Source organism: Mycobacterium sp. NGS63, from assembly GCF_059812295.1.
Genome location: NZ_JCALCJ010000001.1, coordinates 90717 through 115006, shown reverse-complemented (window position 1 = coordinate 115006; position 24290 = coordinate 90717). Strand labels below are relative to the sequence as shown.

The 24290-nt window shown below is 71.1% G+C and carries 30 protein-coding genes; 13 read left to right on the top strand and 17 right to left on the bottom strand.

Going from position 1 to position 24290, the window contains the following annotated elements:
* Positions 1-45: 45 nt before the first annotated feature.
* From AC5Y4Z_RS00670 to fdxA, 5 genes are read right to left on the bottom strand one after another with little or no spacing between them, the layout of a single operon-like run.
* Positions 46-987 (bottom strand): NAD(P)H-dependent flavin oxidoreductase, encoded by a 942-nt coding sequence (locus AC5Y4Z_RS00670; RefSeq protein WP_499960291.1) that lies wholly within the window; start codon positions 985-987, stop codon positions 46-48.
* A gap of 5 nt (positions 988-992) precedes the next feature.
* Positions 993-1340 carry a cupin domain-containing protein gene (locus AC5Y4Z_RS00665; protein ID WP_499960290.1) on the bottom strand — a complete coding sequence of 116 codons (348 nt, stop codon included), beginning with the start codon at positions 1338-1340 and terminating at the stop codon, positions 993-995.
* A gap of 32 nt (positions 1341-1372) precedes the next feature.
* Positions 1373-1801: a hypothetical protein gene (locus tag AC5Y4Z_RS00660; RefSeq protein WP_499960289.1), complete on the bottom strand. Its 429-nt coding sequence runs from the start codon at positions 1799-1801 to the stop codon at positions 1373-1375.
* Positions 1798-2475 carry a helix-turn-helix transcriptional regulator gene (locus AC5Y4Z_RS00655; RefSeq protein ID WP_499960288.1) on the bottom strand — a complete coding sequence of 226 codons (678 nt, stop codon included), beginning with the start codon at positions 2473-2475 and terminating at the stop codon, positions 1798-1800. The genes AC5Y4Z_RS00660 and AC5Y4Z_RS00655 overlap by 4 nt, the downstream gene beginning before the upstream one ends.
* Positions 2472-2828: a ferredoxin gene (fdxA, locus tag AC5Y4Z_RS00650; protein WP_499960287.1), complete on the bottom strand. Its 357-nt coding sequence runs from the start codon at positions 2826-2828 to the stop codon at positions 2472-2474. The genes AC5Y4Z_RS00655 and fdxA overlap by 4 nt, the downstream gene beginning before the upstream one ends.
* A gap of 54 nt (positions 2829-2882) precedes the next feature.
* Here fdxA and AC5Y4Z_RS00645 point away from each other — a divergent pair, with 54 nt between their 5' ends.
* From AC5Y4Z_RS00645 to AC5Y4Z_RS00635, 3 genes are all read left to right on the top strand, one after another.
* Positions 2883-3497, top strand: a complete 615-nt coding sequence (locus AC5Y4Z_RS00645; RefSeq protein ID WP_499960286.1) for a DUF2249 domain-containing protein — start codon at positions 2883-2885, stop codon at positions 3495-3497.
* Positions 3497-4315 carry a class I SAM-dependent methyltransferase gene (locus AC5Y4Z_RS00640; protein ID WP_499960285.1) on the top strand — a complete coding sequence of 273 codons (819 nt, stop codon included), beginning with the start codon at positions 3497-3499 and terminating at the stop codon, positions 4313-4315. Before AC5Y4Z_RS00645 ends, AC5Y4Z_RS00640 begins: the two co-directional genes overlap by 1 nt.
* Before the next feature lie 155 nt (positions 4316-4470).
* Positions 4471-4698 carry a hypothetical protein gene (locus AC5Y4Z_RS00635; protein ID WP_499960284.1) on the top strand — a complete coding sequence of 76 codons (228 nt, stop codon included), beginning with the start codon at positions 4471-4473 and terminating at the stop codon, positions 4696-4698.
* 52 nt (positions 4699-4750) lie between these two features.
* Here the strand turns inward: AC5Y4Z_RS00635 and AC5Y4Z_RS00630 are convergent, their stop codons facing one another.
* Positions 4751-4975 (bottom strand): hypothetical protein, encoded by a 225-nt coding sequence (locus AC5Y4Z_RS00630; RefSeq protein ID WP_499960283.1) that lies wholly within the window; start codon positions 4973-4975, stop codon positions 4751-4753.
* Between the two features lie 108 nt (positions 4976-5083).
* Positions 5084-6313 carry a TetR/AcrR family transcriptional regulator gene (locus AC5Y4Z_RS00625; RefSeq protein ID WP_499960905.1) on the bottom strand — a complete coding sequence of 410 codons (1230 nt, stop codon included), beginning with the start codon at positions 6311-6313 and terminating at the stop codon, positions 5084-5086.
* 172 nt (positions 6314-6485) lie between these two features.
* Between AC5Y4Z_RS00625 and AC5Y4Z_RS00620 the strand changes: the two genes are divergently transcribed.
* Complete coding sequence (locus AC5Y4Z_RS00620; protein WP_499960282.1) at positions 6486-7385, top strand: oxygenase MpaB family protein; 900 nt, start codon at positions 6486-6488, stop codon at positions 7383-7385.
* Positions 7386-7402: 17 nt separating this feature from the next.
* On the opposite strand, the gene AC5Y4Z_RS00615 is transcribed toward AC5Y4Z_RS00620, so the two are convergent.
* The 5 genes from AC5Y4Z_RS00615 to AC5Y4Z_RS00595 are packed head-to-tail and all read right to left on the bottom strand — an operon-like array spanning position 7403 to position 11348.
* Positions 7403-8620: a lyase family protein gene (locus tag AC5Y4Z_RS00615; RefSeq protein WP_499960281.1), complete on the bottom strand. Its 1218-nt coding sequence runs from the start codon at positions 8618-8620 to the stop codon at positions 7403-7405.
* Entirely contained in the window at positions 8617-9150 is a 534-nt protein-coding gene (gene pcaG / locus AC5Y4Z_RS00610) for a protocatechuate 3,4-dioxygenase subunit alpha (RefSeq protein ID WP_499960280.1), read from the bottom strand. The genes AC5Y4Z_RS00615 and pcaG overlap by 4 nt, the downstream gene beginning before the upstream one ends.
* Positions 9143-9889: a protocatechuate 3,4-dioxygenase subunit beta gene (pcaH, locus tag AC5Y4Z_RS00605; protein ID WP_499960279.1), complete on the bottom strand. Its 747-nt coding sequence runs from the start codon at positions 9887-9889 to the stop codon at positions 9143-9145. The genes pcaG and pcaH overlap by 8 nt, the downstream gene beginning before the upstream one ends.
* 59 nt (positions 9890-9948) lie before the next feature.
* Positions 9949-10434 carry a hemerythrin domain-containing protein gene (locus AC5Y4Z_RS00600; protein ID WP_499960278.1) on the bottom strand — a complete coding sequence of 162 codons (486 nt, stop codon included), beginning with the start codon at positions 10432-10434 and terminating at the stop codon, positions 9949-9951.
* A complete protein-coding gene (locus AC5Y4Z_RS00595; protein WP_499960277.1) occupies positions 10431-11348 on the bottom strand; it encodes a Rieske (2Fe-2S) protein in 918 nt (305 codons plus the stop codon). Before AC5Y4Z_RS00595 ends, AC5Y4Z_RS00600 begins: the two co-directional genes overlap by 4 nt.
* Before the next feature lie 291 nt (positions 11349-11639).
* Between AC5Y4Z_RS00595 and AC5Y4Z_RS00590 the strand changes: the two genes are divergently transcribed.
* Genes AC5Y4Z_RS00590 through phtC form a run of 5 tightly spaced genes read left to right on the top strand, consistent with a single transcriptional unit; the run spans position 11640 to position 15172 of the window.
* The gene (locus tag AC5Y4Z_RS00590; protein ID WP_499960904.1) at positions 11640-12917 is read left to right on the top strand and encodes an aromatic ring-hydroxylating dioxygenase subunit alpha; all 1278 of its coding nucleotides are present in this window, start codon (positions 11640-11642) and stop codon (positions 12915-12917) included.
* Positions 12914-13438, top strand: coding sequence for a 3-phenylpropionate/cinnamic acid dioxygenase subunit beta (locus AC5Y4Z_RS00585; RefSeq protein WP_499960276.1), 525 nt, complete (start codon positions 12914-12916; stop codon positions 13436-13438). The genes AC5Y4Z_RS00590 and AC5Y4Z_RS00585 overlap by 4 nt, the downstream gene beginning before the upstream one ends.
* Entirely contained in the window at positions 13435-13665 is a 231-nt protein-coding gene (locus AC5Y4Z_RS00580) for a dihydrodiol dehydrogenase (protein WP_499960275.1), read from the top strand. The genes AC5Y4Z_RS00585 and AC5Y4Z_RS00580 overlap by 4 nt, the downstream gene beginning before the upstream one ends.
* Positions 13662-14456, top strand: a complete 795-nt coding sequence (gene hcaB / locus AC5Y4Z_RS00575; RefSeq protein WP_499960274.1) for a 3-(cis-5,6-dihydroxycyclohexa-1,3-dien-1-yl)propanoate dehydrogenase — start codon at positions 13662-13664, stop codon at positions 14454-14456. Before AC5Y4Z_RS00580 ends, hcaB begins: the two co-directional genes overlap by 4 nt.
* Positions 14453-15172, top strand: coding sequence for a 3,4-dihydroxyphthalate decarboxylase (gene phtC / locus AC5Y4Z_RS00570; RefSeq protein ID WP_499960273.1), 720 nt, complete (start codon positions 14453-14455; stop codon positions 15170-15172). Before hcaB ends, phtC begins: the two co-directional genes overlap by 4 nt.
* Here phtC and AC5Y4Z_RS00565 read toward each other — a convergent pair.
* Positions 15160-17001, bottom strand: a complete 1842-nt coding sequence (locus AC5Y4Z_RS00565; RefSeq protein WP_499960272.1) for a PE family protein — start codon at positions 16999-17001, stop codon at positions 15160-15162. The genes phtC and AC5Y4Z_RS00565 overlap by 13 nt on opposite strands.
* Positions 17002-17193: 192 nt before the next feature.
* Between AC5Y4Z_RS00565 and AC5Y4Z_RS00560 the strand changes: the two genes are divergently transcribed.
* A complete protein-coding gene (locus tag AC5Y4Z_RS00560) occupies positions 17194-17991 on the top strand; it encodes a polysaccharide deacetylase family protein (protein ID WP_499960271.1) in 798 nt (265 codons plus the stop codon).
* On the opposite strand, the gene AC5Y4Z_RS00555 is transcribed toward AC5Y4Z_RS00560, so the two are convergent.
* Both AC5Y4Z_RS00555 and AC5Y4Z_RS00550 read right to left on the bottom strand, forming a co-directional pair.
* Entirely contained in the window at positions 17988-18776 is a 789-nt protein-coding gene (locus AC5Y4Z_RS00555) for an IclR family transcriptional regulator (RefSeq protein ID WP_499960270.1), read from the bottom strand. The two genes, AC5Y4Z_RS00560 and AC5Y4Z_RS00555, sit on opposite strands and share 4 nt — an antisense overlap.
* A 120-nt stretch (positions 18777-18896) precedes the next feature.
* Positions 18897-20534, bottom strand: coding sequence for an acyl-CoA synthetase (locus AC5Y4Z_RS00550; protein ID WP_499960269.1), 1638 nt, complete (start codon positions 20532-20534; stop codon positions 18897-18899).
* Positions 20535-20584: 50 nt separating this feature from the next.
* On the opposite strand from AC5Y4Z_RS00550, the gene AC5Y4Z_RS00545 reads away from it, so the two are divergent.
* Positions 20585-21250 carry a DedA family protein gene (locus tag AC5Y4Z_RS00545; RefSeq protein WP_499960268.1) on the top strand — a complete coding sequence of 222 codons (666 nt, stop codon included), beginning with the start codon at positions 20585-20587 and terminating at the stop codon, positions 21248-21250.
* Between the two features lie 21 nt (positions 21251-21271).
* Here the strand turns inward: AC5Y4Z_RS00545 and AC5Y4Z_RS00540 are convergent, their stop codons facing one another.
* Positions 21272-21856 (bottom strand): TetR/AcrR family transcriptional regulator, encoded by a 585-nt coding sequence (locus tag AC5Y4Z_RS00540; RefSeq protein WP_499960267.1) that lies wholly within the window; start codon positions 21854-21856, stop codon positions 21272-21274.
* Between the two features lie 198 nt (positions 21857-22054).
* Between AC5Y4Z_RS00540 and AC5Y4Z_RS00535 the strand changes: the two genes are divergently transcribed.
* Entirely contained in the window at positions 22055-22450 is a 396-nt protein-coding gene (locus AC5Y4Z_RS00535) for an anti-sigma factor antagonist (protein ID WP_499960903.1), read from the top strand.
* A 1-nt stretch (position 22451) separates the two neighbouring features.
* The gene (locus AC5Y4Z_RS00530) at positions 22452-23528 is read left to right on the top strand and encodes a glutamate--cysteine ligase 2 (protein WP_499960902.1); all 1077 of its coding nucleotides are present in this window, start codon (positions 22452-22454) and stop codon (positions 23526-23528) included.
* Here the strand turns inward: AC5Y4Z_RS00530 and AC5Y4Z_RS00525 are convergent.
* Positions 23515-24285 (bottom strand): sulfite exporter TauE/SafE family protein, encoded by a 771-nt coding sequence (locus AC5Y4Z_RS00525; protein WP_499960266.1) that lies wholly within the window; start codon positions 24283-24285, stop codon positions 23515-23517. The genes AC5Y4Z_RS00530 and AC5Y4Z_RS00525 overlap by 14 nt on opposite strands.
* Positions 24286-24290: the final 5 nt, after the last annotated feature.

Sequence of the window (24290 nt, the reverse complement as noted above, 5' to 3'; positions counted from 1 at the left end):
CTACGCTCACAACCAAAGCCATACGCGCACAATGAAAGCCGTAACCTAGGCCCCCCAGCGGCCGAGCAATTCCGCCGCGCCCGTGCACATCCGGTCGATGACGTCGGCCACCGACGCGTCGTCGCGGATCATCCCGACGCCCTCGCCGGCGTCGACGGGCGCGACGCGGCGATCGTCGCCGGCGATCGCGGCGGACAGTTCGTCGCGGGCCGGCGGGTCGAGCGCGTCCTCGTGGCCCGTCCAGCGCGCGACGAAGTCGTTGGCCAGCACGCGCGACGGGAACCGCGCCGGCCACGGCAGCCCCTTGGCGACGTCGAAGACCCGGGTGACGGCCGTGTCGGTGGCCCGCGCGGCGATCAGCGCCCGCCGGCTGCCGTCACCGGTGAGCGCCTCCGGGCACGCCGCCAGGCGAGTGCCCACCCACGCCCCGCTCGCGCCGGCGGCCAGCACCGCGGCCAGGCTGCGCGCCGAGGCGATGCCGCCGCCGGCGAGCACCGGCACCGAGACCGCGTCCAGGACCTCGTCGAGCAACGGCAGCGTGCCGAGCCGCACCTCGCCATGCCCGCCGCCCTCGGCGCCGCGCGCGACCACGACGTCGACGCCGGCGTCGGCCGCCCGACGCGCGCCAAGCCCGTCGTAAACCTGTGTGGCGGTGGCGATTCCGGCGTCGTGCGCCTGGTCGACCCACGACCAGTCGGTGCCGAAACTCACCGACAACAGGGCGGGCCGGGCGGCCAGCGCGTCGTCCAGCAGCCCGGGCTGGCCGCGCATCACCCAGTCCACCAACCCGATGCCGAACTTTCCGCGCACGTGCCGCAGCTCGGCGCGCAGCGCCTCGCGGGTGCCGTCGCTGCCCATGCCGACCATCCCCAGCCCGCCGGCGGCGGTGACCGCCGCGGCCAGCCGGCCGCCGGCCACCCCGCCCATCGGGGCGTTGACGATCGGCACCCGCAGCCCGAAACTTTCCGACCAGGGCGTGGACAGCATGAAAGCTAGTGGGCGGCGCCGGGCTGGCTCTTCAGTACGGTCAGCATGACCACCGAATCCTCGACCGCGTGCAGCGCGTGGCGCTCCGGGGGGATCGCGACGTAGTCACCGGCCTTGCCGTCCCACGCGTCGCCGCCGGTGGTCAGGCGCACGTGCCCCTGCAGCACCTGCAGCGTCGCCTCGCCGGGGCTGTCGTGCTCGGAGAGGTCGTGGCCGGCCAGCAGCGCCAGCACGGTCTGCCGCAGCTCGTGGGTGTGACCGCCGTGGATCGTGTGTGCGGCGCGCCCGCTGTGCGACTGGCCCGCCTCGGCCAGCTTTTCGGAGGCGAGGCTGGTCAGCGAGATGGATTCCATATTCGGCCCTTTCGGTTTTTCGAGCGCACGGATCAGACGGTCATCAATAGCAGTATCCCCGCCACGAGCAGGGCCACGACCTTGACCGCCTCGAAGCCGACATAGACGTAGTGGGCGCGCGAGCGGGGCCCCTCGGATCCGGCCAGCACGCGATCCGAGCGGCGGCTCAGCCGCGGGCGGACCGCCACCAACTGGATCGCCAGCGCGGCGATCGCGACGGCGAACGCGCCGGCGATCCGGCCCCGCGTCGGGCCGGACACCACGATCGCCGCGACGACGAGGGCGAAGCCGACCTCGACGGTGTTGAGGGCGCGAAAGACCAGCCGCCCGATGCCGAGCCCGATCTGCAACGTCACGTTGGGCGCGCGGAACTTCAGCGGGGCCTCGAGAAACGAGATGGCCAGCACCATGCCGAGCCAGACGAAGGTGACCGCCACGGCGATCGCCGTACCGGTGGTCACCCGGCGGCCCCCGCCGGCGTGAGGTGGGCCAGGCACAGGTCCGGTTCGACGAACGCGTCGAGCCGGTCGACGGAGACCGGCGCCTCCCACGACTCCAGCGCGCCCTGCATCAGCCCGAGGTGGATGGGGCACACGACCGAGCCGCCGGTCTCGGCCAGCTCCAAAAACGGGCAGTGCCGCAGGCCGACCAGTTGCTGGCCGTCGGACGTCCGGCGCTCCGGCGCGAACCCGAGGTCGTCGAGCACCCCGACCAGCTGGTCGATGGCCTGCTCGGCGCTCGCGCCCTCCGCCGGTGCCTGCGCACTGGATTCCAGGCTGCGCCCCCACGCGCGGCCCGCGGCCATCGCCTTGGTGCGCGGGTCGCGATCGGACGCCAGCGCCATGGCCAGGATCTCGGCGAGCAGCCGGTACTGGCGCGTCCCGCCGCGGTCCATCTGCCGGATCGCGGCGAACATCAGCGGTGGGCGCCCGGGCCCCTTGCGGCCGTGCGCGACGTGCTCCACCTGCCGCTCGGCGACCAGGCTCTCGAGGTGGAAGCGCACGGTGTTGGGGTGCACGCCGAGCTCCTCGGCGATCTCGACGATGCTCATCGGTTCGGCCGACGAACGCAACAGCCGCAACACCTCACGGCGCCTACGGCCGGTGGTTTCTCCCGCTGACGTAATCCCGCTCACGCTCCTTCGGTCTCGTCGGCCTTCGGCGCCCCGGCGACCAACGGTGTGTCGACGCCGAGGGGACCGACTTTGGCGGCCCCGCCGGGCGACCCCAACGGCTGGTCCCGGCCGGGCAGCACTTCGCTGAAGAACGCCTCATTATCGGCCAGGTAGGGCTTGAGCTCCTCGGGCAGGTCGTCTTCGTAGTAGATGGCCTCCACCGGGCACACCGGTTCGCACGCGCCGCAGTCCACGCATTCGTCGGGGTGGATATAGAGCGCCCTGCCGCCCTCGTAGATGCAATCCACCGGACACTCGTCCACGCAAGCCCGATCCATCACGTCGATGCATGGCTTCCCGATCACGTACGTCATGCGCTAGAGTTTACACAACGCCTATTGTAAAAACCAAGGAGTTTGGGGAATCCGATGCCCGACAGTGAACTTGACGTCCGCGAGCTGCGCAAGCCCGACAAGCATCCCACGATCTTCGCGACGTACGCGGCGCTGGCGGTCGGCGAGTCCTTCGTGCTGGTCAACAATCACGACCCCCGCCACCTGCGCGACGAGTTCGACGCCGACCACCCCGGCAGCTACGGCTGGGAATACGTCGAGAAGGGCCCCAAAGTCTGGCGGATCAGGATCACCAAGCTCACCTCTACCCCACTGCCGCGAATCCTGGCCGACACCAACGCATTCGCCCCCACCGCCGAGCCCGACGCCACCGGCGCGGTGTGGAAGCTCGAGGCCAAGGACCGCGACCTGGACTCCAACGTCATCGCGCTGCCCGCCGGCGGCGGCATCGACGCGCACACCGGCCCCGACCTCGACGTGCTGATCCACGTGCTGTCCGGCGGCGGCCGGCTGACCACCGAGACGGGCACCGTCGACCTGTTTCCCGGCGCCCTGCTGTGGTTGCCGCGGCGCTCCCGGCGGCAGTTCTCTGCCGGGCCCGACGGGCTGCGCTACCTGACCGTGCACAAACGGCGCCAGGCGCTCCTGCTCGAACCCACCGCGAATTCGGCTGTGCGGCAGGCGGTCTGATGTCCGGTCAGAAAATCCCGCTGCCCGCGTCCGGGCGCGCCGACGACAACGTGGCCGGGCACTGGCTGCTGGCGCGGCTGGGCAAGCGGGTACTTCGCCCCGGCGGGGTCGAACTCACCCACACGCTGCTGGCCCGGGCCGAGGTGGCCGGCGCCGACGTGGTCGAGCTCGCGCCGGGCCTGGGGCGCACGGCCACCGAGATCCTGGCCCGGGGCCCGCGGTCCTACGTCGGGGCCGAGGCCGACCCCGACGCGGCCGACGTGGTGCGCGGGGTGCTCACCGGGCTGGGCGCCGAGAACGGCGCCGTGCGGGTCGCCGACGCCGCCGCCACCGGGCTGCCCGACGCCAGCGGCGACGTGGTGGTCGGCGAGGCGATGCTGAGCATGCAGGGCGACGCGGCCAAGCACGCCATCGTCGCCGAGGCCGCGCGGGTGCTGCGGCCCAACGGGCGCTATGCGATCCACGAGCTGGCCCTCACCCCCGACGTGTCGGAGGAGGTGAGCGCCGACATCCGGCAGGCGCTGGCCCGCGCGATCAAGGTGAACGCCCGGCCGCTGACCGTCGCGGAATGGTCGCGGCTGCTCGCCGACCACGGCCTGGTGGTCGACCACGTCGCCACGGCGCCGATGGCCCTGCTGGAACCGCGCCGGCTCGTCGCCGACGAGGGCGTGCTCGGGGCGTTGCGGTTCGCCCGGAACGTGCTCGTCCACCGCGACGCCCGCAAGCGCGTGCTGACGATGCGCCGCACCTTCCGCCGCCATCGCAAGCAACTGGCCGCGGTGGCGATCGTCGCCCGCAAGCCCGCGGCCGGCGGGTAACGGAACGGGCGCCGAACCCGGGCCGAATTTCCGCCGAATTCTTTCGAATTCGATGGCTTTGGCCCCTTTCCGCAATCTGCGCGTTACGCGATAATGACTTCGTCTGACGTAACTTGTCTGCGGCGGTTGCGGCTGAACGAAGGAGCATCACGGTTATGGGTTCCAACCCACCGTTGTTATTGAGCGATGCTGACGTCGACGACCTCGCGCGGGAATTCCTGCGCTCCCGCTATCTCGGTTCGGTCTATGCCGGCTGGTCACCCGATCGGCGCCTGGACGCCTTCCTGCGGCGCAGCGGCCTCGCCCGCGTCGCCGACGACGGTGACCTGTCGACGGCCGTGCTGGATCGCATCATGGACCAGGTGAGCTTCGCGCATCATTGACCCGGCCGCCTGCCGTCACCGAAACCCCTTCCCGCGCGCCGTCTTCCGGTGGTTACGTCATGCACACGTTGGCGAACAGCAGCACGGGCCACGACACGATCGAGCCGAGGAACGAGACCACCAGGTCGGCCCCGTGCATGGTGTTCAGGTGTCGCGTGTGGGTGCACGACCAGATCACCCCGACGATCAGGTACGGCGTGCCCAGCAGCACGGCCAGGCCGATCAGTTCGGCGATGGTCATCTCGTAGTCCAGCAGTCGGCGAAGTCTGCCGAGCATGAAACGGGCCTTTCCGCGCGGATCAATTGCGGGCTATGTTAATCGCCATTCGTCGCGAAGGGTAGTATTTGCGCGCCTCGGGGAATGTTGTCGGAGAAGCGGATTAGCTCACCGGCGGCGGCCGGCGCCGGACCGGGGCGGGCCCGGCGGCGCGGTGGCGGGCCGGCCGAGCACGGTGATCTCCATCAGGCGGCGCACGGTGGTGCGGGCGGCCTGGCCGGTGCTGGGCCGGACGAGGCGCCCGATGTCGACGGCCAGCGCGAACGCGGCGTGCACGCCGTATCGCGCGCGGCCCAGGGTCAGGTCCGGGCGCGCGGCCACGGCGAGCCGGGCCCAGGATTCGACGGTCGAGCGCTGGATGTTGTAGAGCAGCACCGCGTCGGTTTCGGCCAGGTTGTGCCGCTCGGTGTAGTACACGCAGGCCAGTTCGGGGTTGGCGAACGACCGTTCGACGTAGGCGTCGATGAGCCGCGCCAGCGCCTGCTCCGGATCGTCGCTGGTGGCCAGGATCGTCGACAGGTCGCCGGAGAGCTGGTCGGCGCCGCGCCGGTAGGACACGGCCAGCATGGCGGCCTTGCCCGGAAAGTATTGATAGATGCTGGCGACCGGTATGCCGACCGCGGCGGCGATGTCCTCCATCCCGGTTTCGCGGTAGCCGCGCTCGTTGAACAGGCGCATCGACTCGTGCAGCAGCAGTTCGTAGCTGCCGGCGGCGGTGATCGCGGGCGGCCGCGGCGTCTCCGGGCCGCCGGTGCGCCGCGCCGGCAGGTCCGCGTTCAGCACCGCGAGCACCATGTCGTGCAGGGTGCGGCGGATGGCGGCGTTGCCGAGCCGCGAACGATGGTCGGTGATGCTGCCGATGACGCTCAGCGCGGCGGCCGATAGGGTCCAGCGCTGGCGCGACGTCAGCTTCGGCCGGAGCTTGATCAGGGGCCGCTGCAGGCGCCGGTTGAGCAGCTTGATCTGCTCGGCGAGGGCGCGCTGGTCGTCGCCGCGCAGATAGCGGGCCTCCCACCGGTACAGCCCGCCGGTGGTGCGGTTGACGATCGTCGCGTCGATCAGCGCGCGGATCACCGCCGTGAGCGCCTCCTGCGGATCGGTGTCCGCGGGCAGGGCGTCGGCGAAGGCGGTCGCGTCGACCAGCTGCCGGCCGAGCGCCAGCAGCACGTCGCGGAACAGATCGTATTTGCCCTGCGAATGCCGATACAGCGCGGCGGCCGAGATCCCGACGCGGGCCGCGATGTTCTCCATGCTGACCGCGTGGTAGCCCAGTTCGCTGAAGGCGTCGGTGGCGGCGCGGGCGATCTGGACCTTGCGGTCTTTCGGGCGCCGCTTGATCTCGGGTACGGGCGAGCGGCCGGCCGGCGACATAGCAATCACCGTAGCCGCTTGCGCCGGCCCGGCGGGCCGTTGCCGACGAGTTTCGCAAGAGATACCGTGCCGGCGGGCGCCACCGAACGGCCATTTACATAGCACTTGCGCCGAAACGTTTTGCTGTGAAACGCTTCGCATGCCCGTGGCCGGTAGCACCCGCGAGGAGGTCCGCGACATGTCCGTCGCAACTCGCATCCACCCGGCCCGGCGCACCGCGCGCTGGTCCGATGCGCCGGTGAGCGTGGCTGACGCCATGGACTTTTGGTCGTTCGCGGCCGGCGCGGCCAACGTGATCATGCAGCTGTCGTGGCCCGAGGTCGGTTACGGCGTGGTGGAAAGCAAGGTCGATTCCGGCAACCTGCTCAAGCATCCGTGGAAGCGCGCCCGGACCACGTTCTGCTATCTCGCCGTGGCGATCTTGGGCTCGCCGGACGACCGGCTCGCCTTCCGCGAGGCGGTCAACACCGCGCACCGGCTGGTCAAGTCGACACCGGAAAGTCCGGTGCGGTACAACGCCTTTGACCCCGACCTGCAGATGTGGGTGGCCGCGTGCCTGTTCGTCGGGCTCGAAGACACCTATCAGCTGCTGCGCGGGCCGATGTCCCCCGAACAGGCCGAGCAGTTCTACCGGTCGGCGTGGCCGTTGGGGACCACCCTGCAGGTGGCCGAGGACCAATGGCCGGCGACGCGCGCCGCCTTCGACGACTACTGGAGCGACGCCTGCGCGCGGGTCCGCATCGACGACGTCGTCCGCGGCTACCTGACGGACCTGATCAACCTGCGCATGATCAATCCGTTGCTGGCGTCGCCATTTCGGCCCCTGCTCAAATTCCTCACGGCCGGGTTCTTGGCCCCGGCGTTCCGCGAGGCCCTGGGCATCGGCTGGAGCGACGCCCGGCAGCGCCGCTTCGAACGGCTTTTTCTGTTGGTGGCGTTCGTGAATCGGTTCCTCCCCGGGTTCATCCGGCAGGGCGGCAGTTACGTGCTGCTGGCCGACGTGCGCCGACGGGTGCGGCGCCGCAAGCCGCTGGTGTAGGTAACTGGCCGCAGCGGCTAGCGCCGGTCGAGCGCGCGCCGGGCCCGGTCCAGGCTCGCGTCGACCAAGCGATCGACGGCGCCGACGTAGGTTTCGGATCCGGGTTTGCCCGCCAGCTCGGCGATCGCCCGCTGTTCGCCGGAAAGGTCGGTCCTGCGCAGGTTTTCGGCCATCCGCTCGGAGTGCACCCGCAGCCCGGCCAGCAGCTCGCCGCACTGGGAGGCCGCGACGACGGTCCGGCGCGCCAGGGCGCGCAGGGTGTCCCATTCGGCGTGCCACGCGCCGTCGGGCCGTTCGTCGTTGGCCAGCGCTGCGGCGGTGTGCAGCGTCGCCGCCAGTTGCGGCGCCGCCAGGGCGGCGCGCCGGATCAGGATGGACAGTACCGGGTTGCGCTTGTGCGGCATCGACGACGACCCGCCGCGCTTCTCCGCCGGCGGTTCGCCGAGTTCGCCGATCTCCGGGCGGACCAGGGTCACCACGTCCGAGGCGATGCGGCCCCAGGCGTCGGTGCACCCGACGAGGGCGTCCGCTGCCGCGGTGACCGGCGTCCGGGTCGTGTGCCACGGCGACCGGACCGCCAGGCCCAAAGCGGTTGCGGCGCTTCGCACCAGCCGATCGGACACGTCCGCCGGGTCGGCCGCGTCGGTGAGCAGCAACGCCAATTCCGTGCTGGCCGCGAGCGTCCCGGCGGCGCCGCCGATCTGGATCGGGGTGGCCAGCGCGTTGAGTCGCTCGAAGGCGTCGACGATTCCGTTCAGCCAGCCGGCGGCCTTGGCGCCGAACGTGGTGGGGGCCGCGTGCTGGGTGAGGGTGCGGGCCACCATCGGCGTGGCGCGATGCGCCGCGGCGAGCGCGGAAAGCGCCGAAACCTGTTGCGCGAGCTGGTCGGTGAGGTTGTCGGCGACGCCGCGCGCGCCCAGCATCAGGGCGGTGTCCAGCACGTCCTGGCTGGTGAGGCCGCGGTGGATCCACCGCGCGACGGCGCCGGGCGCCCGCTCGCGCAGCAGGTCGACCAGGGCGATGACCGGGTTGCCGCCGCCCTCGGCGGCCACCGCGAGCGCCTCGCAGTCGTCGTCGCCCACCAGGTTCGACAGATCGGCGCCGGCGGGCGCCAGGCCCGCGCCGGCCAGGGCGCCGAGCCAGGCGGACTCCACGGCGACCATCGCCCCCAGCAGCGCCCGGTCCGTCATGTGCTCGCCCGCGCGCTGGTCGCCGGGCCACAGCAGGTTGGTCATCGGCGATCTCCCCGGTAGGCCAGGAACACGGTCTCGTTCGGGCCCTGCAGGTGGATGTCGAAACGGTATCCGGCGCAGTCATTTTCGGCGACACACACCAGGGCGGCCAGCGCGGGATCGGCGATCGCGTCGTGGGGCAGGTAGGCGCGGGTGAACAACCGATCGAGCAGGCCTCGTGCGAACACGGTGATCGCGAAGAAGGGCGGCCGCCCGCCCACCGAACCCGGCGCCACCGTGGTGAAGCCGTAGCGCCCGGCGGCGTCGGTCGCGCAGCGCCCCCATCCGGTGAACGTCGTGCCGTCGCGGCGCAGGGAGCCGTCGCATCGCGGGATGCGTCCCGCGCCGTCGGGCTGCCAGATCTCGACGAGCGCGTCGGGAACCGGGGCGCCGGCTCCGTCGAAAACGGTGCCGTGCAACCGGACCGCCCCCGGATGCCCGGCGGCGACGAGGGTGCTGTCGCCGGGGTAGGGCAGCCCGAGGCCCAGGAACGGCCCGACGGTTTGGGCTGGGGTGCAAGCCAATTCAGCCATGCTCGGTCCAGGTTCGGCGCGCGCCACAGACCACGATGTCCCAGCGGTAGCCGGTCGCGTACTCCGGCTCGGTGAGGTCGTGGTCGTAGCGGGCGATCAGCCGCCCCCGGGCGGCGGGATCGGGGATCGATTGGAATATCGGGTCCAGCTCGAACAGTGGGTCGCCGGGGAAGTACATCTGGGTGACCAGTCGTTGCGTGAAAGCCGTTCCGAAGACCGAGAAGTGGATGTGGGCCGGGCGCCAGGCGTTGTGATGGTTGCGCCACGGATAGGGGCCGGGCTTGACGGTCGTGAAGCGGTACGACCCGTCGGGCCCGGTCAGGCAGCGGCCGGCGCCGGTGAAGTTCGGGTCCAGCGGCGCCGGGTGCTGGTCGACCGGGTGGCGGTAGCGGCCGGCGGCGTTGGCCTGCCAGATCTCGATCAGCTGGCCCGCCGCCGGCCGGCCGGAGTCGTCGAGCACCCGCCCGGCCACCACCACGCGCTCCCCCAGCGGCTCGCCCGGGTGCCCGGCCGTCAGGTCGGCGTCGATCGGGTCGACATCCTGGTCACCGAAGCAGGGTCCGCAACGTTCGATCTCCTCGGGATCCACAAGCAGCAGCGGCTGTTTCGGGTGGCGCAGCACGGTGCTGCGATAGGGCGGGTAGTCCAGCCGCGGATGCCCGTCATCCGGACCCGAACGCCGCAAAGCGGCGATCTCCGCCGTGATGTCACGCTGAGTGGCGACACGCTCGGCGCTCATGTGCCGTGAGGCTACTCCCGATCGCCCGCCCAACCCCCCGTTAGGCGGGTGATGTCGCGTTACAGGCCGCGCACCAGCGCCGCGCGCCCCCTGGTGCGGATCCGGTGCAGGGCCGAGCCGCGGTATTGCTCCATCCTGGCGGCCATCGCCTCGCCCAGCGCGTCGAGCTCGGCGTCGGTGATCGACACCTCCGGCGGTACCGGAATCATGTCCCGTTCCTCCTCGTCGGCGTGCGCCTCGAGGACCGTCTTGAACGAGTTCCACTCGTCTTCGTATCCCGGCGCGCTCTGCGACGTCTTGAGCAACACCGACAGCTGGTCGACCACCTGGCGATGCTCGGCATGCGCGATCGCGATCAGCTTGCTGGCGTCCTTGAGCGCCGGGTAGTAGAGGTCGTCCTCGATACGGAAGTGGATGTCGAGCTCGATCAGCAGCTCGTCGAAAAGGGCATGGCGCTCTTCGCTGTTCACCGGGGCCTCGCTGATCTTGCGGCCCAGGCCCTTGATCACGATGTGGTGTTCCTTCAACACGTCGTAAGCGTTCACTTGGCTACCTCCTCGGCTCGTACCTCAACCATTCCGTCGACCAGCCGGGCCTCGTAGCACGGCAGCGGCGCCGCGGCGGGTCCGCGCAGCACCTCCCCGGATTCGGCCGCGAACCACGAGCCGTGCCAGGGACACACCACCCGGCCGCGGTCGACCCAGCCGTCGGCCATCGGGGCGGCCAGGTGGGGGCAGAACTCCCCGAACGCCGACACCTCGCCCGGCTTGGTCTGGCACACCACCAGGCCCACGCCGTCGACCTCGACGCGCACCGGCTTTCCGTTCAGCGAGCTCGCGGGCAGCACCGGCGTCCACTGCGTGGTGCGCAGCCGCTCACCGGACTGGTCGATCCCGATGCCGGACTCGAACACCAGCGCCCCGCCCAGGTAGCTGCCACCGAGGGTGATGCCGTAGCCGAGGGCGGTCAGCGCGATGCCGCGGCCGTGGCGGCCGTGGCGGCGGTCCCACCAGGACTGGGCGTAGAGCGCGGTCGCGGCCAGGTTCACCAGCCCGTGCACCAGCCCGACGCGGCGGTCCGCCTCGTGGGTGTGCTGCCAGTCGGTGGTGCCGGTGATCGCCGAGCCGACGCTCGCCAGGATCCCCACCCCCAGCGCGCGGGTGGCGAACCGCGACGCGTCGCGGACCTCGGTCGCCGGCCGGGCGGGCAGCAGGCTCAGCGCGTCCAGCGCCACCGTCGTGCCGAGCGCGCCGCTGGTCAGCGACGCCAGCGGCGGATGCACCGGATGCCCGAGCCAGACGCCGTGCAGCGCGTTGGTGACGGTGTTGCGCGTTCCGCCCAGCGCGTTGTAGCCGAAGCTGAGCAGGTGTTCGAGCCGATAGCTCGGCCGGTCCAGCCACTCCTGCCGCCCGATCGCGGACAGCACCCGCGGTCCGAGCTCCCGCAACCGACCGACCATGAGACCGCCTTCCTCAAATACAGATCTATCTAGCTTATTTATACGCAAACACGGCGCTAATATCGCTCTCGGTTCGCACAGGCGTACACCGCGCCCCACCGTAGCGGCGCCCGGTGAACTCGTGGTTGTCGGCCGCCTGTGAATTCCCCGCAAGGATGCCCCGAAGTTGCTGGCCGCCGGCATTGACCAGCCGGATCGGGTGAGGGATTCTATCTAGCGGAGCATATTTCTGTAGAGCAGAGGATACGGGTGACAGAGCTCGGTGACGTTTTCGAGCACGTCCGGCGGGGGATGATCCCCGCCCACATCTACAACGACGCGGGCGTGTTCGCGCTGGAGCGCGAGCGGCTCTTCGCCCGCGCCTGGACGTTCGTCGGTCACGAGTCGGAGATCCCGCACGACGGCGATTACGTGGTGCGCCGCGTCCTCGACGACTCGTTCATCATCACCCGCTGCGGCGACGAGGTCCGTGCCCTGTTCAATATGTGCCTGCACCGCGGCATGCAGGTGTGCCGCGCCGAGATGGGCAACGCGTCCAACTTCCGCTGCCCGTACCACGGCTGGTCGTACCGCAACGACGGCCGGCTCACCGGGCTGCCGTTTCACCGCGAGGCCTACGGCGGCGACGAGGGGCTTCCCCGCGGCGCCCAAAGCCTGCTTCCCGCACCGAATTTCGCCAGCTACAACGGCCTGCTGTTCATCAGCCTGGACCCGGGCGCCGAACCGCTGGAGGAATTCCTCGGCGACTTCCGGTTCTATTTGGACTTCTACACCAAGCAGAGCGCCGGCGGCATCGAGTTGCGCGGCCCGCAGCGCTGGCGGATCAGGGCGAACTGGAAGATCGGCGCCGAGAACTTCGCCGGCGACATGTACCACACGCCGCACACGCACGCGTCGATCGTCGACATCGGGCTGTTCCGCGAGCCGAAAGCCCAGAAGCGCAAGGACGGTGCCACCTACTGGGCGGGCCGCGGCGGCGGCACCACCTACAAGCTGCCGCCGGGAGATTTCGACGCGCGGATGCGCTACGTCGGCTACCCCGACGAGATGATCGCCCGGATCAAGGACGCCTGGACACCCCAGCAGCAGCGGGTGGTCGGCGAGGACGGGTTCATGATCTCGGCGGCCACCTGCTTTCCCAATCTCAGTTTTGTGCACAACTGGCCCAAGCTGCCGTCCGGTGAGCAGGTGCTGCCGTTCATCTCGATCCGGCTGTGGCAGCCGATCAGCGAGCGCGAGACCGAGGTGTGCTCGTGGTTCGCGGTGGACTCCGCGGCTCCCCCGCAGTACAAACGGGATTCGTACCAGGCGTATCTGATGTGCTTCGGTTCGACGGGGATGTTCGAGCAGGACGACGTGGAGAACTGGGTATCGCTGACGACCACCGCCGGCGGGTCGATGGCGCGGCGGCTGCTGCTCAACAGCCGGATGGGCCTGCTGTCCGACGACCGGCCCGTCGTCGAGGCGCTGCCCCCCGAATCGTTCCACGGTCCCGGGCGCGCCCAGGTCGGCTACAACGAGCACAACCAGCGCGCGCTGCTCACGCTATGGGCGGACTGCCTCTCATGAGAAAACCGCTGCCGTTCAACGACATTCGCCACCTGGAGGCGCACCAGTTCCTGGTCGACGAGGCGTACCTGCTCGACGCCCAGGACTACGACGCGTGGCTGGACACGCTCACCGACGACATCCGCTACGTGATGCCCGTGCGGGTCACCACCGCACGCGGCGCCGGGTTCGACACGAGTCCGGGCATGGCGCACTTCGACGAGGACAAGTACTCGCTGACCCAGCGTGTCGCGCGCTTCGCCACCGAGCACGCCTGGACCGAGGACCCGCCGTCGCGGCTGCGGCACTTCGTCACCAACGTGCGCACGTTCGTCGAAGACGACGAGCACCTGGTCGTCGAGTCCGCCGAGCTACTCTTCCGCAGCCGCGGCGACGTCAACGAGAGCGCGCTGGTGTCGTGCGGGCGGGAGGACCTGTTGCGCCGGTGCGACGAATCCAAAAAAGCACTGAAGTTGGCCCGCCGCAGGATCTTCGTCGACGAGTCGGTGCTGCGGATGCAGAACCTGGCGGTCTTCCTGTGAGCGACGATCCCGTCACGATCGCCAACGAATTCGCCGAAGTCGAGGTGCGGCGGATCGACACCCGCAACGGCTCGCGGCTGCTGATCACCGCGCCCAGATCCGGGCGCTCGATCAGCCTGGACGCGCTCGAGGTCGAGGCGCTGACACGGCAGAACACCCGTACGCTGGCGGCCATGGTCGGCAATATGGACGGCCCGCTGCTGCCCGATGAGGAGCCCGGGCCGTGACGGGCTGGCTCGAGGGCAAGCGCGCGCTGGTCGTGGGCGCGGGTTCGGGGATCGGCCGGGCCGTCGTCGACGCGTTCCGCGGCGAGGGCGCCAAAGTCGCCGTGCTGGAACGAGATTCGGGTAAATGCGAACGGCTGCGCCGAGCGCTGCCCGACGCGCCGGTGGTCGAGGGCGACGCGGTCACCCGCGAGGCCAACGACCGCGCCGTCGCCGCGGCCGTCGGCGCGTTCGGCGGGCTGGACACCCTGGTCAACTGCGTCGGGACCTTCGACTTCTACCAGGGCATCGCCGACATCGACGCGGACGCCCTCTCCGATGCGTTCGACGAGATGTTCCGCACCAACGTGCTCAGCCACCTGCACTCCGTCAAGGCGGCCCTTCCCGCGCTGCGGGCCGGCGCCGGGTCGTCGATCGTGCTGACCGAGTCCACGTCGTCCTACCAGCCCGGGCGCGGCGGCGCGCTGTACGTGTCGTCGAAATTCGCGGTGCGCGGGCTGGTTTCGGCGCTGGCGCACGACCTCGCGCCCCGGATCCGGGTCAACGGGGTGGCGCCGGGCGGCACGCTGCACACCGACCTGCGCGGCCTGGCCAGCCTGGGACTGGACGGCATACGCCTGGACGACAGCCCCAACCGGGCCCGAGATCTCGCGGCGCGCACCCCGCTGAACGTCGCGCTCACCGGCGAAGACCACGCCTGGAGCTACGTGTTTTTGGCCTCCGACCGCTCGCGCGGCATCAGCGGCGAAACCGTCCATCCCGACGGCGGTTTCGGTCTCGGAGCACGGTCATGACGTTGGACGAGCAACGCGCGCTGGTGGCACAGGGCTGCCGCGTCGCCGCGGCCCGCGGCCTGGTCGACGGCATCCTCGGGCACCTGAGCCTGCGCGTCGACGACGAGCGCCTGCTGGTGCGCTGCCGCAGCGACACCGACACCGGCGTCGCGTACACCCGGCCCAGCGACGTCCGGCTGATCACGTTCGACGGAACCGCCGGCGCCGCAGGCGAACTCGACGGCTACCGCGTCCCCAACGAGCTCCCGATTCACGTCGAGGCCCTGCGCGCCGGGCACCGGGCCGTCGCGCACCTGCACCCGCCGGCCGTGGTCGCCGCCGACCTCGCCGGCATCACGCTGCGGCCGATCTACGGCGCCTACGACATTCCCGGCGCCCACCTTGCGCGCGGCGGTATTCCGGTCTACGAACGCGCCGTGCTGATCCGAAACGCAGCGCTGGGCAAGGAGATGGTGGCGGCGATGGACACCAGGCCGGTGGTGATCCTGCGCGGGCACGGAATCACCAGCGCCGCCAACACCATTCAGCAGGCCGTGTTGCAGGCGATAAGCCTCGACGAGCTCGCGCGGATGTCGCTGCGCGTAGTCTCGGCCGGCGGAACGCTGCGCGACATCGACGAGCGCGACTGGGATGACCTGCCGGACCTGGGATCCGGCTTCAACGTCGAGGCCGCGTGGCGGCACGAGGTCGCGCGGCTGGGCGATCAGCCGTGGTAACCCTGCGTACCGTCGATGCCCGCGGTGCCGGCCTGACCGACCGCTCCGGGCGATAACCCGGTGCCGGCCGCACCCGCGACTCCGCCGGCGACCCCGCTGCCTCCCGCGCCGCCCGTGCCACCGGTCCCGGCCGTGCCGGCGATACCCGCCTCGCCGAACAGCCCACCGGCGCCGCCGAGGCCGCCGGTGCCGCTGCCGCCGCCGTTGCCGCCGTTCCCGCCGTTGCCGCCGTTGCCGCCGTTGCCGGCGCCGCCGCCATAGCTGTCGGTGGAGGCGCCGTCGATGGGGGTGTTGCCGCCGTTGCCGCCGGCGCCGCCGAGGGCCCCGGTGCCGCCCTGGCCCCCTTGGCCCCCGACGCCGGCGTTGCCACCGGAGCCGCCATTGCCGAACAGCCCGCCGGCCCCACCGTTACCGCCGTGGCCGCCGGCCCCGCCGGTGCCGCCCGCACCGCCGAAGCCCCCGGCGCCGCCGTCACCACCCGAGCCGCCGACGGACTCGAAACCACCGGCTGCGGTGCCGGCAAACGATGCGTTACCGCCAGCGCCGCCCTGGCCGCCGTCGACCCCGAGGCCCCCGACACCGCCAGTGCCGCCGGCGCCACCGGCGCCGCCGGTGCCGGCAATCAGCCCGCCGCGACCGCCGTCGCCGCCGGCGCCCCCGGTGCCGCCCATGCCGCCGGCGGCGCCGGCCGCGCCGCCGCCGCCCTGGCCGCCTGACCCCGAGGCGGCGAACGAACTGGCGCCGTAGCCGGTGGCCATCCCGCCGATACCGCCCGCGCCGCCCGTCCCGCCGGGGGCCGAAGCGTTGGTCCCGTTGCCGCCGTCGCCCCCGGTGGCCGCAGCGAAGCTGCCCGTCTGGCCCCCTGCCTCCGCGCTTCCCCCGTTGCCGCCGGCTCCGCCGTTGCCACCGGCGCCACCGGCGCCGCCGTTGCCGGCGTGCCCCTCAGCACCCGAGTGTGCGGACGCCAAGCCGCCGGCACCGCCCGTTCCTCCGGTGGCGCCCAGACCGCCATCGACGCCGTTGTTGCCGGTAAAGCCGTACGAACTGCCAGTGGTGCTATCGAAGACACTGCCGCCGGCACTGCCGGTCGCGGCCTGCCCGGTGACGACGGGATTGACCCCGGCCGCCCCGGCCAGGCCGGTGCCGCCCTGACCGCCGGCACCGCCGGCGCCGAACAGGTTGGCGCTGCCGCCGTCGCCGCCGCGCCCGGGCAGGCCGCCGTTGATGCCCGCCGTCGCGGCGCCGCCCTGCCCACCCATCCCGCCGTTGCCGTTCAGCAAGCCACCGGCGCCGCCATTGCCGCCGGTCGCGCCCGCGCCGCCCGCGCCGCCGAGCCCGCCGTTGCCGAAGAATCCCGCGCTGCCGCCGCTGCCGCCCGCCTGACCGGCCGCCCCCGAGCCGCCGTTGCCGCCGTTGCCCCACAGCAGCCCGCCGGCCCCGCCGTTGGCGCCGCTGCCCGGGGCGCCGTTGGCGCCGTCGCCGATCAGCGGGCGTCCCACCAGCGCCTGGGCGGGCGCGTTGATCGCACCCAGCGCGGCCTGCTGCGCGTTGGTCGCCTCGGCGGCCACGTAGGCGCCCGCGCCGCCGTTGAGGAGCTGCACGAACTGGTCCTGGAACGCCGCCGCCTGCGCACTGACGGCCTGGTAGGCCTGGGCGTGGCCGTCGAAGGCCGCGGCGATGGCCGCCGACACCTCGTCGGCCGCCGCCGGCAGCAACCCCGTCGTCGCGGCCGCCGCGGTCGCGTTGGCCGCGCCGAGCCCCGAGCCGATGCCGGCCAAATCTCTGGCCGCCGCCGAGACCGCCTCCGGGATAGCAACGAGAAAAGACATGACGCCTCCGATCAACACGGGACGATTTGACTCGTTCCCGGCCGGGGGCGAATCATCGCCGACTGAGAAACCGTATTCTCGCCCCCCCCCGCTATATCGACGAATGCGCATTTCAGCGGTGTGAAGTCACAGCTTCATATCCGGCGCGCGCGGCACGACGGATTCGGCAACCAGGCGCCCTACCCTGCCCACGTGAGGGAACCCGACCGCCGGCGGTTTTTGCTCGCGGTGGCCGCCGCGGTTGCAGTCGGCGCCGTTCCCGGCGCGACGGTGGCGCGCGCCGATGTCCTCGGATCCGCGCCCGGCCCAGTCGCCCCGGGCCCGCCGCCGTTGTTGCCGCCCCCGGCCCCCCGGGCGCGCGTCGCGCTGCCCGGCGGTGCGGTGCTGAACAGGCTGCCCGGCAACGGCGACCTGTTGGCGTGGACGGTCGACGACGGCGCCAACGCCGATGTGGTGCGGCTCTACACGCAATTCGCCCGGGACACCGGCGTGCGGCTCACCTATTTCGTCACCGGCTCCTATCGCTCGTGGACCGACAACGCCGCCCTGCTGCGGCCGCTGGTCGAATCGGGCCAGATCCAGCTGGCCAACCACACCTGGACGCATCCGGACCTGACCAGGCTGCCGGCGGCCCAAGTCGCCGACGAACTGCGCCGCACGCACGCGTTCCTGCGCAACACCTACGGGATGGACGCCGCCCCGTACTTCCGGCCGCCGTTCGGCCACCACAACGCGGTGGTCGACGCGGTGGCCGCCGACCTGGGCTACCGCGTTGCGACGTTGTGGCACGGCGACTTACAGGATTCCGCGCCGGTTTCCGAGGACCACATCGTCAAGATGGCCTACCAGTCCTTCGCGCCGCAGAACATCGTGATCGGCCACCTCAACCATCCGCCGATCACCCACGTCTACGGGCAGCTGGTCGACCTGATCCGGGCGCGCGGGCTTCGCACCGTCACGCTCAACGACGTGTTCGTGCGGCGCCCCTAGCCGAGCTGATCGCCGATCTCCTTGGCCGCCTTGACAAGTGCGGCGACCACCGAGGGGTACCGCGAGCTGTCGAGGCGGTTCTGCGGCGCGGCGGCGTTGAGCGCGAGCCGCAGGCCCGGCGCCCGCGTCGGGATCGGCACCGCGACCGAGGCGACGCCCTCCTCGCTCTCCTCGCGATTGACGGCGTAGCCGCGCTCGCGGATGCGCGACAGCTCGGCCTCCAGCTCGGTGCGGCTGCCGATCGAGCGGGGCGTGATGCGCTCCAGCTCCTCGGCCGGAAGTAGTTGGCGCAGTTCGTCTTCCGAGAGCTGAGCGAGCAGCACCTTGCCCGTGGAGGTGCAGTGCGCGGGCATCGTGCGGCCCAGCCGGGACGCCACCCGGACCGCGGCCGGCCCCTCGACGGCGGCGACGAAGTGGACGTCGGCGCCGTCGAGCATGCCGACGTGAATCGACTCTCGCAGCTGCTCGCCGAGGGTGCGCATGATCGGGGTGGCGGATCGCTGGATGTCGATGCGGCCGAAGATCGCGAACGCCACACCGGTCAGCGACGGGCCGGGCAGGTAGGCCTTGGACACCGGGTCCTGCCGGACGAACCCGCGATAGGCCAGCATCGCCAGCAGCCGGTGGGCCGTCGAGGACGCGACACCCAGGTAGCGGGTGGCCTCGCTCAACCGGATCTCGGGGCGCTCCCCCAACAACAGCAGCAGCTTCAGCGCGTTGTCGACCGACTCGATCGGGTACTGCGGCGCAAGCGGATCGACAGCCGGCTCGCGCTTCTTGTCCATGAGCTCACGGTAGTGTGTGCCGATCGCGGCCTCATCGCCGACCGTGGGCGATAGGGACGAAACGTACCCAAGACGCGTGCATATCCCCCACGTTCGGCGCGTCCCTAATGGCTCGGGGCCCTAGTCCCCCTGGGCCACTTGGGCTTTCGCCCACCGGTAGTCGGCCTTGCCGGACGGCGAGCGCTCCACCCGCGCGCAGAAGACGATTTCCTTCGGCAGCTTGTAGCGGGCGATGTGGCGGCTCGCCTCGGCAATGATGCTGTCGGCCAACCCGTCCGGCGTCTGGCCGTCCGCCAACTGAACGAGCGCGACGACCTCGTTTCCCCACCGGGCGCTGGGCCGGCTCGTCACGACGACGTCGTAGACGGCCGGGTGCCCGACGATCGCGGCCTCGACCTCTTCGGCGAAGATCTTCTCGCCGCCGGAGTTGATGGTCACCGAATCGCGGCCCAGCAGCTCGATCTGGCCGTCGGCGGCCCAGCGCGCCCGGTCGCCGGGAACCGAATGCCGGATCCCCTCGATGACCGGGAAGGTGCGCGCGGTCTTCTCCGGATCGCCCAGGTATCCCAGCGGTATCAGGTCGCGCTGGGCCAGCCAGCCGATCTCGTCGTCGCCCGGCGACAGGACGCGGGTCAGGTCCTCGCTGACCACCACCGCACCGGGGTTGGGTGCGAACCGGCCCGACGAGCTCTGCGCGCGGCTGGAGGTCTGGATCATCTGCGCCCCGGATTCCGACGACCCCCCCGCGTCCATGATCGTCAGGTGCGGCAGCAACTCGACGAAGCGCCGCTTGAGCGCCGCGCTGAGCGCCGCCCCGCCGGTGACCAGAACGAACAGCCCGGACAGGTCGTAGTCGCCCGCGGCGAGCTCGTCGGCCAGCGGCCGCCCGAAGGCGTCGCCGACCATCGACAGCGACATGACCCGTTCGCGGGCGGCCAGCGCCAGCGCCTCGGCCGGATCGAAATGGGTGGTCGTCGGCGCCATCACGAACGGCCGCCCGCCGCACAGGCTGATGAAGGCCGCCCACTGCGCGGCGCCGTGCATCAGCGGCGCGAGGGTCATCGAGCCCGGCCCCGCCGGCCGTGACCGCTCGACGATCTCCTCGATGCTGCCCACCATGGTGTCCAGCACGCGGCCGCCCATGGTGTTCATATAGATGTCGTGCTGGCGCCACAACACGCCCTTGGGCATCCCGGTGGTGCCGCCGGTGTAGAGCACATACAGGTCGTCGGGCGACGGCGCGAGGTCCAGCGGCTCGTCGGACACCGACGCCAACAGGTCCTCGTAGCGCACCGCCCCCGGTAGCGGATCGTTGCCCGACCCGTCGTCGACGTGGATCAGCCGCGGCCGGCTGGGCAGCGTGTCCAGCGCCCGGGCGAGCGTCGGGGCGAACCGCGCGTGATACGCGACCGCGTCGGCGCGAGAATTGTCGAGCAGATACACCAGCTCGTCGGCGACGTAGCGGTAGTTGACGTTGAACGGGGCGACCCGTGCCCCGTACGCCCCGAGCATGGCCTCGAGGTACTCGTTGCAGTTCGCCAGGTACAACGCGAGGTGGCGCTGCCCCGATTCGTGCGGCGCCAACTGGAAGCGCTCCCGGTGCGCGCCCAGCCCCCAGCCGTGCAGCGCGCGGGCGAACCGGCGGGCGCGCTCGGCGGTCTGCGCGTACGTGAATCGCCGGTCGCCGAACACGATGCAGTCGCGGTCGGGGTTGGCCGCCGCGACCGCCGCGAACACCTGGGCAAGGTTGAATTCCACGTCACGACATTACGGCGCGCCGCCGCGGCCGGTCAGGCATCCTTGACTCCATGGACGTCAATGCCCTGCTGCAGTCGATCCCGCCGCTCGCGGTCTACCTCGTGGTCTGCGGCGTGGTGGGGATGGAAAGCCTGGGCATTCCCCTTCCCGGGGAGATCGTGCTCGTCAGCGCCGCGCTGATGTCGTCGCACCACGACCTGGCCGTCAACCCGGTCGGCGTGGGCGCCGCGGCGGTGATTGGCGCCGTGGTTGGCGACTCGATCGGCTACGCGATCGGGCGCCGGTTCGGCCTGCCGCTGTTCGACCGGCTCGGTCAACGGTTCCCGAAGCACTTCGGCCCCGGGCACGTCGCGCTGGCCGAAAAGTTGTTCAACCGCTGGGGAGTTCGCGCGGTGTTCTTCGGCCGCTTCATCGCGCTGCTGCGCATCTTCGCCGGGCCGCTGGCCGGTGCCCTGAAGATGCACTACCCGCGGTTCTTGGCGGCCAACGTGTCCGGCGCCATCTGCTGGGCCGGCGGCACCACCGCGCTGGTCTACTTCGCCGGGATGGCCGCCGAGCGCTGGATGGAACGGTTCTCGTGGATCGGGCTGGTGATCGCGGTCGTGTGCGGGCTGACCGCCGCGATCCTGCTACGGGAGCGCACGTCGCGCGCGATCGCCGAACTCGAGGAAGAGCACTACCGCAAGACCGGCACCGCCGCGCCCGACGCCGTGTGAAATCCCCGGCGGCTCAGCGCATTACGGGCGATGCTGCTCGATGAGGGTGCGGGCCATCTGCTGGGCGCGCAGCGCGGCGTCCAGGTCGCCCTCGGCGGCGGAGATGATGGAGCCCTTCATCAAGATGTGCCAGGACCGGGCGAAGTTGTCGACGTCGGCCAGCCCCGCCGCGTCGGCGCGCTGGCGCACGATGTCGCGGATGTTGTCCAGATAGGTGACGCTGGCCTGCCCCGCGGGATGGTCGGTGCCCAACTCGAGCAGGACGTTGATGAACGAGCACCCTTCGAAACCGTCGCGGTTTTGGAACCAGTCGTGAAAGACGTCGAATATCGCCAGCAATTGTTCTTCGGGGTTGGCGCCGCGAATCCGTGATTGCGTCTCGACCAGTCCGATGGTCCAGAGTTGTTCGCGACGGTCCAGCACGGCCAGCACGAGGTCGTTCTTCGTCGGGAAGTGCCGGTAGAGGGTGGCCTTGGCGACGCCGGCCCGGTCGATCACCTCGTCGGTGCCGACCGCGCGGATCCCGCGCCGGATGAACAGCTCATACGCCGCGCTCAGGATGCGATCACGCGCGGACGCGGCCTTCGAGACATCAAGGCTTGTCATACGCCGCCTTACCATACTCTTAACCGGCGGCGTGTAGACAGACCGCCCTGTCTCGTTATACAAATGAGATTCGCAGTCCGCGAAGAATTCGTCTTCAGACAGCAGGACGGGCAACCATCCCGGCGCCCAGGCCGGTCGATTAGGGAGTCCCCGATGAGTCCAGTTATTGTTGCGGAACCAATGTCCAGCCCACATTTCATGCTCAGCACGCGGCTGGTCTACGAGCTGGGCGATCCACACAGCACGCTGCGGGCGACCACCGACCGCAACGGCGCGGCGGTGCTGATCAACGCGGGCGGCGAGGTCGACGCGTGCAACGAGCACACCTGGCGCCAGCTGGTCAGCGAGGCCGCCGCCGTCGTCACCCCGCCCGGACCCTTCGTCGTCGACGTCACCGGGCTGGATTTCATGGGCTGCTGCGCATTCGCCGTCCTGGCCGACGAGGCGAACCGGTGTCGAGAACGCGGCATCGAGTTGCGCCTGGTCAGCCCCGAGCCGTTCGTCGCCCGCATCGTCGACGCCTGCGGGCTGGGCAAGGTGCTGCCCGTCTACCCGACGGCGGACGCTGCGCTCGCCTCGGCCGCCCGGTGGTGAGCTGAGCCACCCTCCCACCTTTGGCGCCGAAGAGGAATTCCTCCTCGTCGACGCGCGCACCGGTGAACCCACGCCCCGCAACGCCGCGGTGGCCGAGGAGACCGAATGCCGGGGTGTGGAGCTGCAGTTGGAACTGAGCAGCTGCCAGGTCGAGACCACCTCCAGCGTGGCGGCGACCAGCGCGGAACTCGGCGGCGAGCTCACCCGGCTGCGGTGGGTTGCGGCCGAGGCCGCCGACGCCGCGGGGGTCCGGCTGCTGGCCTCGGGGCTGCCGCCCGCCACGCCGCACGAGTTTCCCGTCACCGACACCCCGCGGTACCGGCGCATCGGCGCGGAGTTCGGGATGATCGCCCACGAGCAGGGCATCTGCGGCTGCCATGTGCACGTCGAGGTGCCCGACCGCGCGGCCGCCGTGCACGTCAGCAACTGGCTACGTCCGTGGCTGCCGTCTTTGCTTGCGCTGTCGGCGAATTCGCCGATCTACCGCAACGCCGACAGCGGCCACGCGAGCTGGCGCAGCGTGCTGTGGCGGCGCTGGCCCGCCGCCGGACCGCCGCCGTACTTCGACTCGCTCGACGACTACGACCGCGCGGTGCGCATGCTGGTCGATACCGGGGTGATCCTGGATCGCGACATGATCTATTGGGACGTGCGCCCTTCGGAGCAGTTCCCGACGGTCGAGGTGCGCGTCGCCGACGTGCCCGCGACGGTCGCCGAAACCGTGCTGCTGGCGACCCTGATCAGGGCCGCGGTGATGACCGCGCTCGACGATCGGCCAATCCGGTTGCCGCCCGGGGCGTTGCGCGCGGCGTACTGGAAGGCCTCCCACGACGGGCTGTCGGGGCGCTCGCTCGACGTGGAGGGTGGCCGCGGCGCGATTCCGGCGCGCGAGCTGCTGGGCACGCTGGTGCAACGGATGCGCCCGGCGCTGGAGTCGCTCGGCGAATACGACGGTGTCACAGCCGAACTCGACCGCGTCGCCACGCAGGGCAACGGGGCGATGCGGCAGCTGCGGGCGTGGCGCAAGCGCGAGGACGTGCGCGACGTCATCGACGTGGTCACCGTCACGCCAGCGTGACCAGGCGGTAGAGCCCGATCAGCCCGACCACCACGATGGTCGAGCGCAGCGCGGTCGCCGACAGCCGCCGGCCGTAGCGCGCGCCCACCCATCCCCCGGCCAGCGATCCCGCCGCGATCAGCCCGGCGACCGGCCAGCTGATCCGGTCGCAGGCCACGATCGAATAGCTCACGGCCGCAACGACGTTCACCAACAGCGTCAGGAGATTCTTGGCCGCGTTCATGCGCTGCACCGACTCGGGCAGCAGCGCGCCCATCACCCCGACCAGCAGGATGCCTTGCGCGGCAGTGAAATACCCGCCGTAGACGCCGACGGCGAACGTCGCCAGCACGAGCACCGCCGTCCGCGCCGGCGTGACGTGTTCGGCCGACCGTCCCGCTCGTTCGGCCCGCTCGCCCGCCCACGCCTGCAGCCGCGGCCCGATCACCACCAGCACCAGGGCCAGCGTCAACAACGCCGGCACGATCTCGGCGAACACCGTCGCGGGCAGGTGCAGCAGCAGGAAGGCGCCCAGCACGGCCCCGGCCAACGAGGCCGGGATCTGCCAGCGCAACCGATTCCACTGGCCGGCCAGCTCGGCACGGTAGCCCCAGGTGCCCGACACGCTGCCCGCCACCAGGCCGATCGCATTCGACATCGTCGACGTGACCGGCGGATACCCCAGCGCGACCAGGGTCGGGAAGGTGATCAATGTGCCCGACCCGACGAGCGCGTTGATGGTGCCTGCGGCGAATCCCGCCGCGGCGATCAGGAGCACGTGGG

What these genes read in the sequence shown, in the direction of transcription:
- AC5Y4Z_RS00670 (WP_499960291.1), bottom strand. Translation starts at nt 987, where the DNA reads ATGCTGTCCACGCCCTGGTCGGAAAGTTTCGGGCTGCGGGTGCCGATC.
- AC5Y4Z_RS00665 (WP_499960290.1), bottom strand. Translation starts at nt 1,340, where the DNA reads ATGGAATCCATCTCGCTGACCAGCCTCGCCTCCGAAAAGCTGGCCGAG.
- fdxA (WP_499960287.1), bottom strand. Translation starts at nt 2,828, where the DNA reads ATGACGTACGTGATCGGGAAGCCATGCATCGACGTGATGGATCGGGCT.
- AC5Y4Z_RS00645 (WP_499960286.1), top strand. Translation starts at nt 2,883, where the DNA reads ATGCCCGACAGTGAACTTGACGTCCGCGAGCTGCGCAAGCCCGACAAG.
- AC5Y4Z_RS00640 (WP_499960285.1), top strand. Translation starts at nt 3,497, where the DNA reads ATGTCCGGTCAGAAAATCCCGCTGCCCGCGTCCGGGCGCGCCGACGAC.
- AC5Y4Z_RS00635 (WP_499960284.1), top strand. Translation starts at nt 4,471, where the DNA reads ATGGGTTCCAACCCACCGTTGTTATTGAGCGATGCTGACGTCGACGAC.
- AC5Y4Z_RS00630 (WP_499960283.1), bottom strand. Translation starts at nt 4,975, where the DNA reads ATGCTCGGCAGACTTCGCCGACTGCTGGACTACGAGATGACCATCGCC.
- AC5Y4Z_RS00620 (WP_499960282.1), top strand. Translation starts at nt 6,486, where the DNA reads ATGCCCGTGGCCGGTAGCACCCGCGAGGAGGTCCGCGACATGTCCGTC.
- AC5Y4Z_RS00615 (WP_499960281.1), bottom strand. Translation starts at nt 8,620, where the DNA reads ATGACCAACCTGCTGTGGCCCGGCGACCAGCGCGCGGGCGAGCACATG.
- pcaG (WP_499960280.1), bottom strand. Translation starts at nt 9,150, where the DNA reads ATGGCTGAATTGGCTTGCACCCCAGCCCAAACCGTCGGGCCGTTCCTG.
- pcaH (WP_499960279.1), bottom strand. Translation starts at nt 9,889, where the DNA reads ATGAGCGCCGAGCGTGTCGCCACTCAGCGTGACATCACGGCGGAGATC.
- AC5Y4Z_RS00595 (WP_499960277.1), bottom strand. Translation starts at nt 11,348, where the DNA reads ATGGTCGGTCGGTTGCGGGAGCTCGGACCGCGGGTGCTGTCCGCGATC.
- AC5Y4Z_RS00590 (WP_499960904.1), top strand. Translation starts at nt 11,640, where the DNA reads ATGATCCCCGCCCACATCTACAACGACGCGGGCGTGTTCGCGCTGGAG.
- AC5Y4Z_RS00585 (WP_499960276.1), top strand. Translation starts at nt 12,914, where the DNA reads ATGAGAAAACCGCTGCCGTTCAACGACATTCGCCACCTGGAGGCGCAC.
- phtC (WP_499960273.1), top strand. Translation starts at nt 14,453, where the DNA reads ATGACGTTGGACGAGCAACGCGCGCTGGTGGCACAGGGCTGCCGCGTC.
- AC5Y4Z_RS00565 (WP_499960272.1), bottom strand. Translation starts at nt 17,001, where the DNA reads ATGTCTTTTCTCGTTGCTATCCCGGAGGCGGTCTCGGCGGCGGCCAGA.
- AC5Y4Z_RS00555 (WP_499960270.1), bottom strand. Translation starts at nt 18,776, where the DNA reads ATGGACAAGAAGCGCGAGCCGGCTGTCGATCCGCTTGCGCCGCAGTAC.
- AC5Y4Z_RS00545 (WP_499960268.1), top strand. Translation starts at nt 20,585, where the DNA reads ATGGACGTCAATGCCCTGCTGCAGTCGATCCCGCCGCTCGCGGTCTAC.
- AC5Y4Z_RS00540 (WP_499960267.1), bottom strand. Translation starts at nt 21,856, where the DNA reads ATGACAAGCCTTGATGTCTCGAAGGCCGCGTCCGCGCGTGATCGCATC.
- AC5Y4Z_RS00535 (WP_499960903.1), top strand. Translation starts at nt 22,055, where the DNA reads ATGCTCAGCACGCGGCTGGTCTACGAGCTGGGCGATCCACACAGCACG.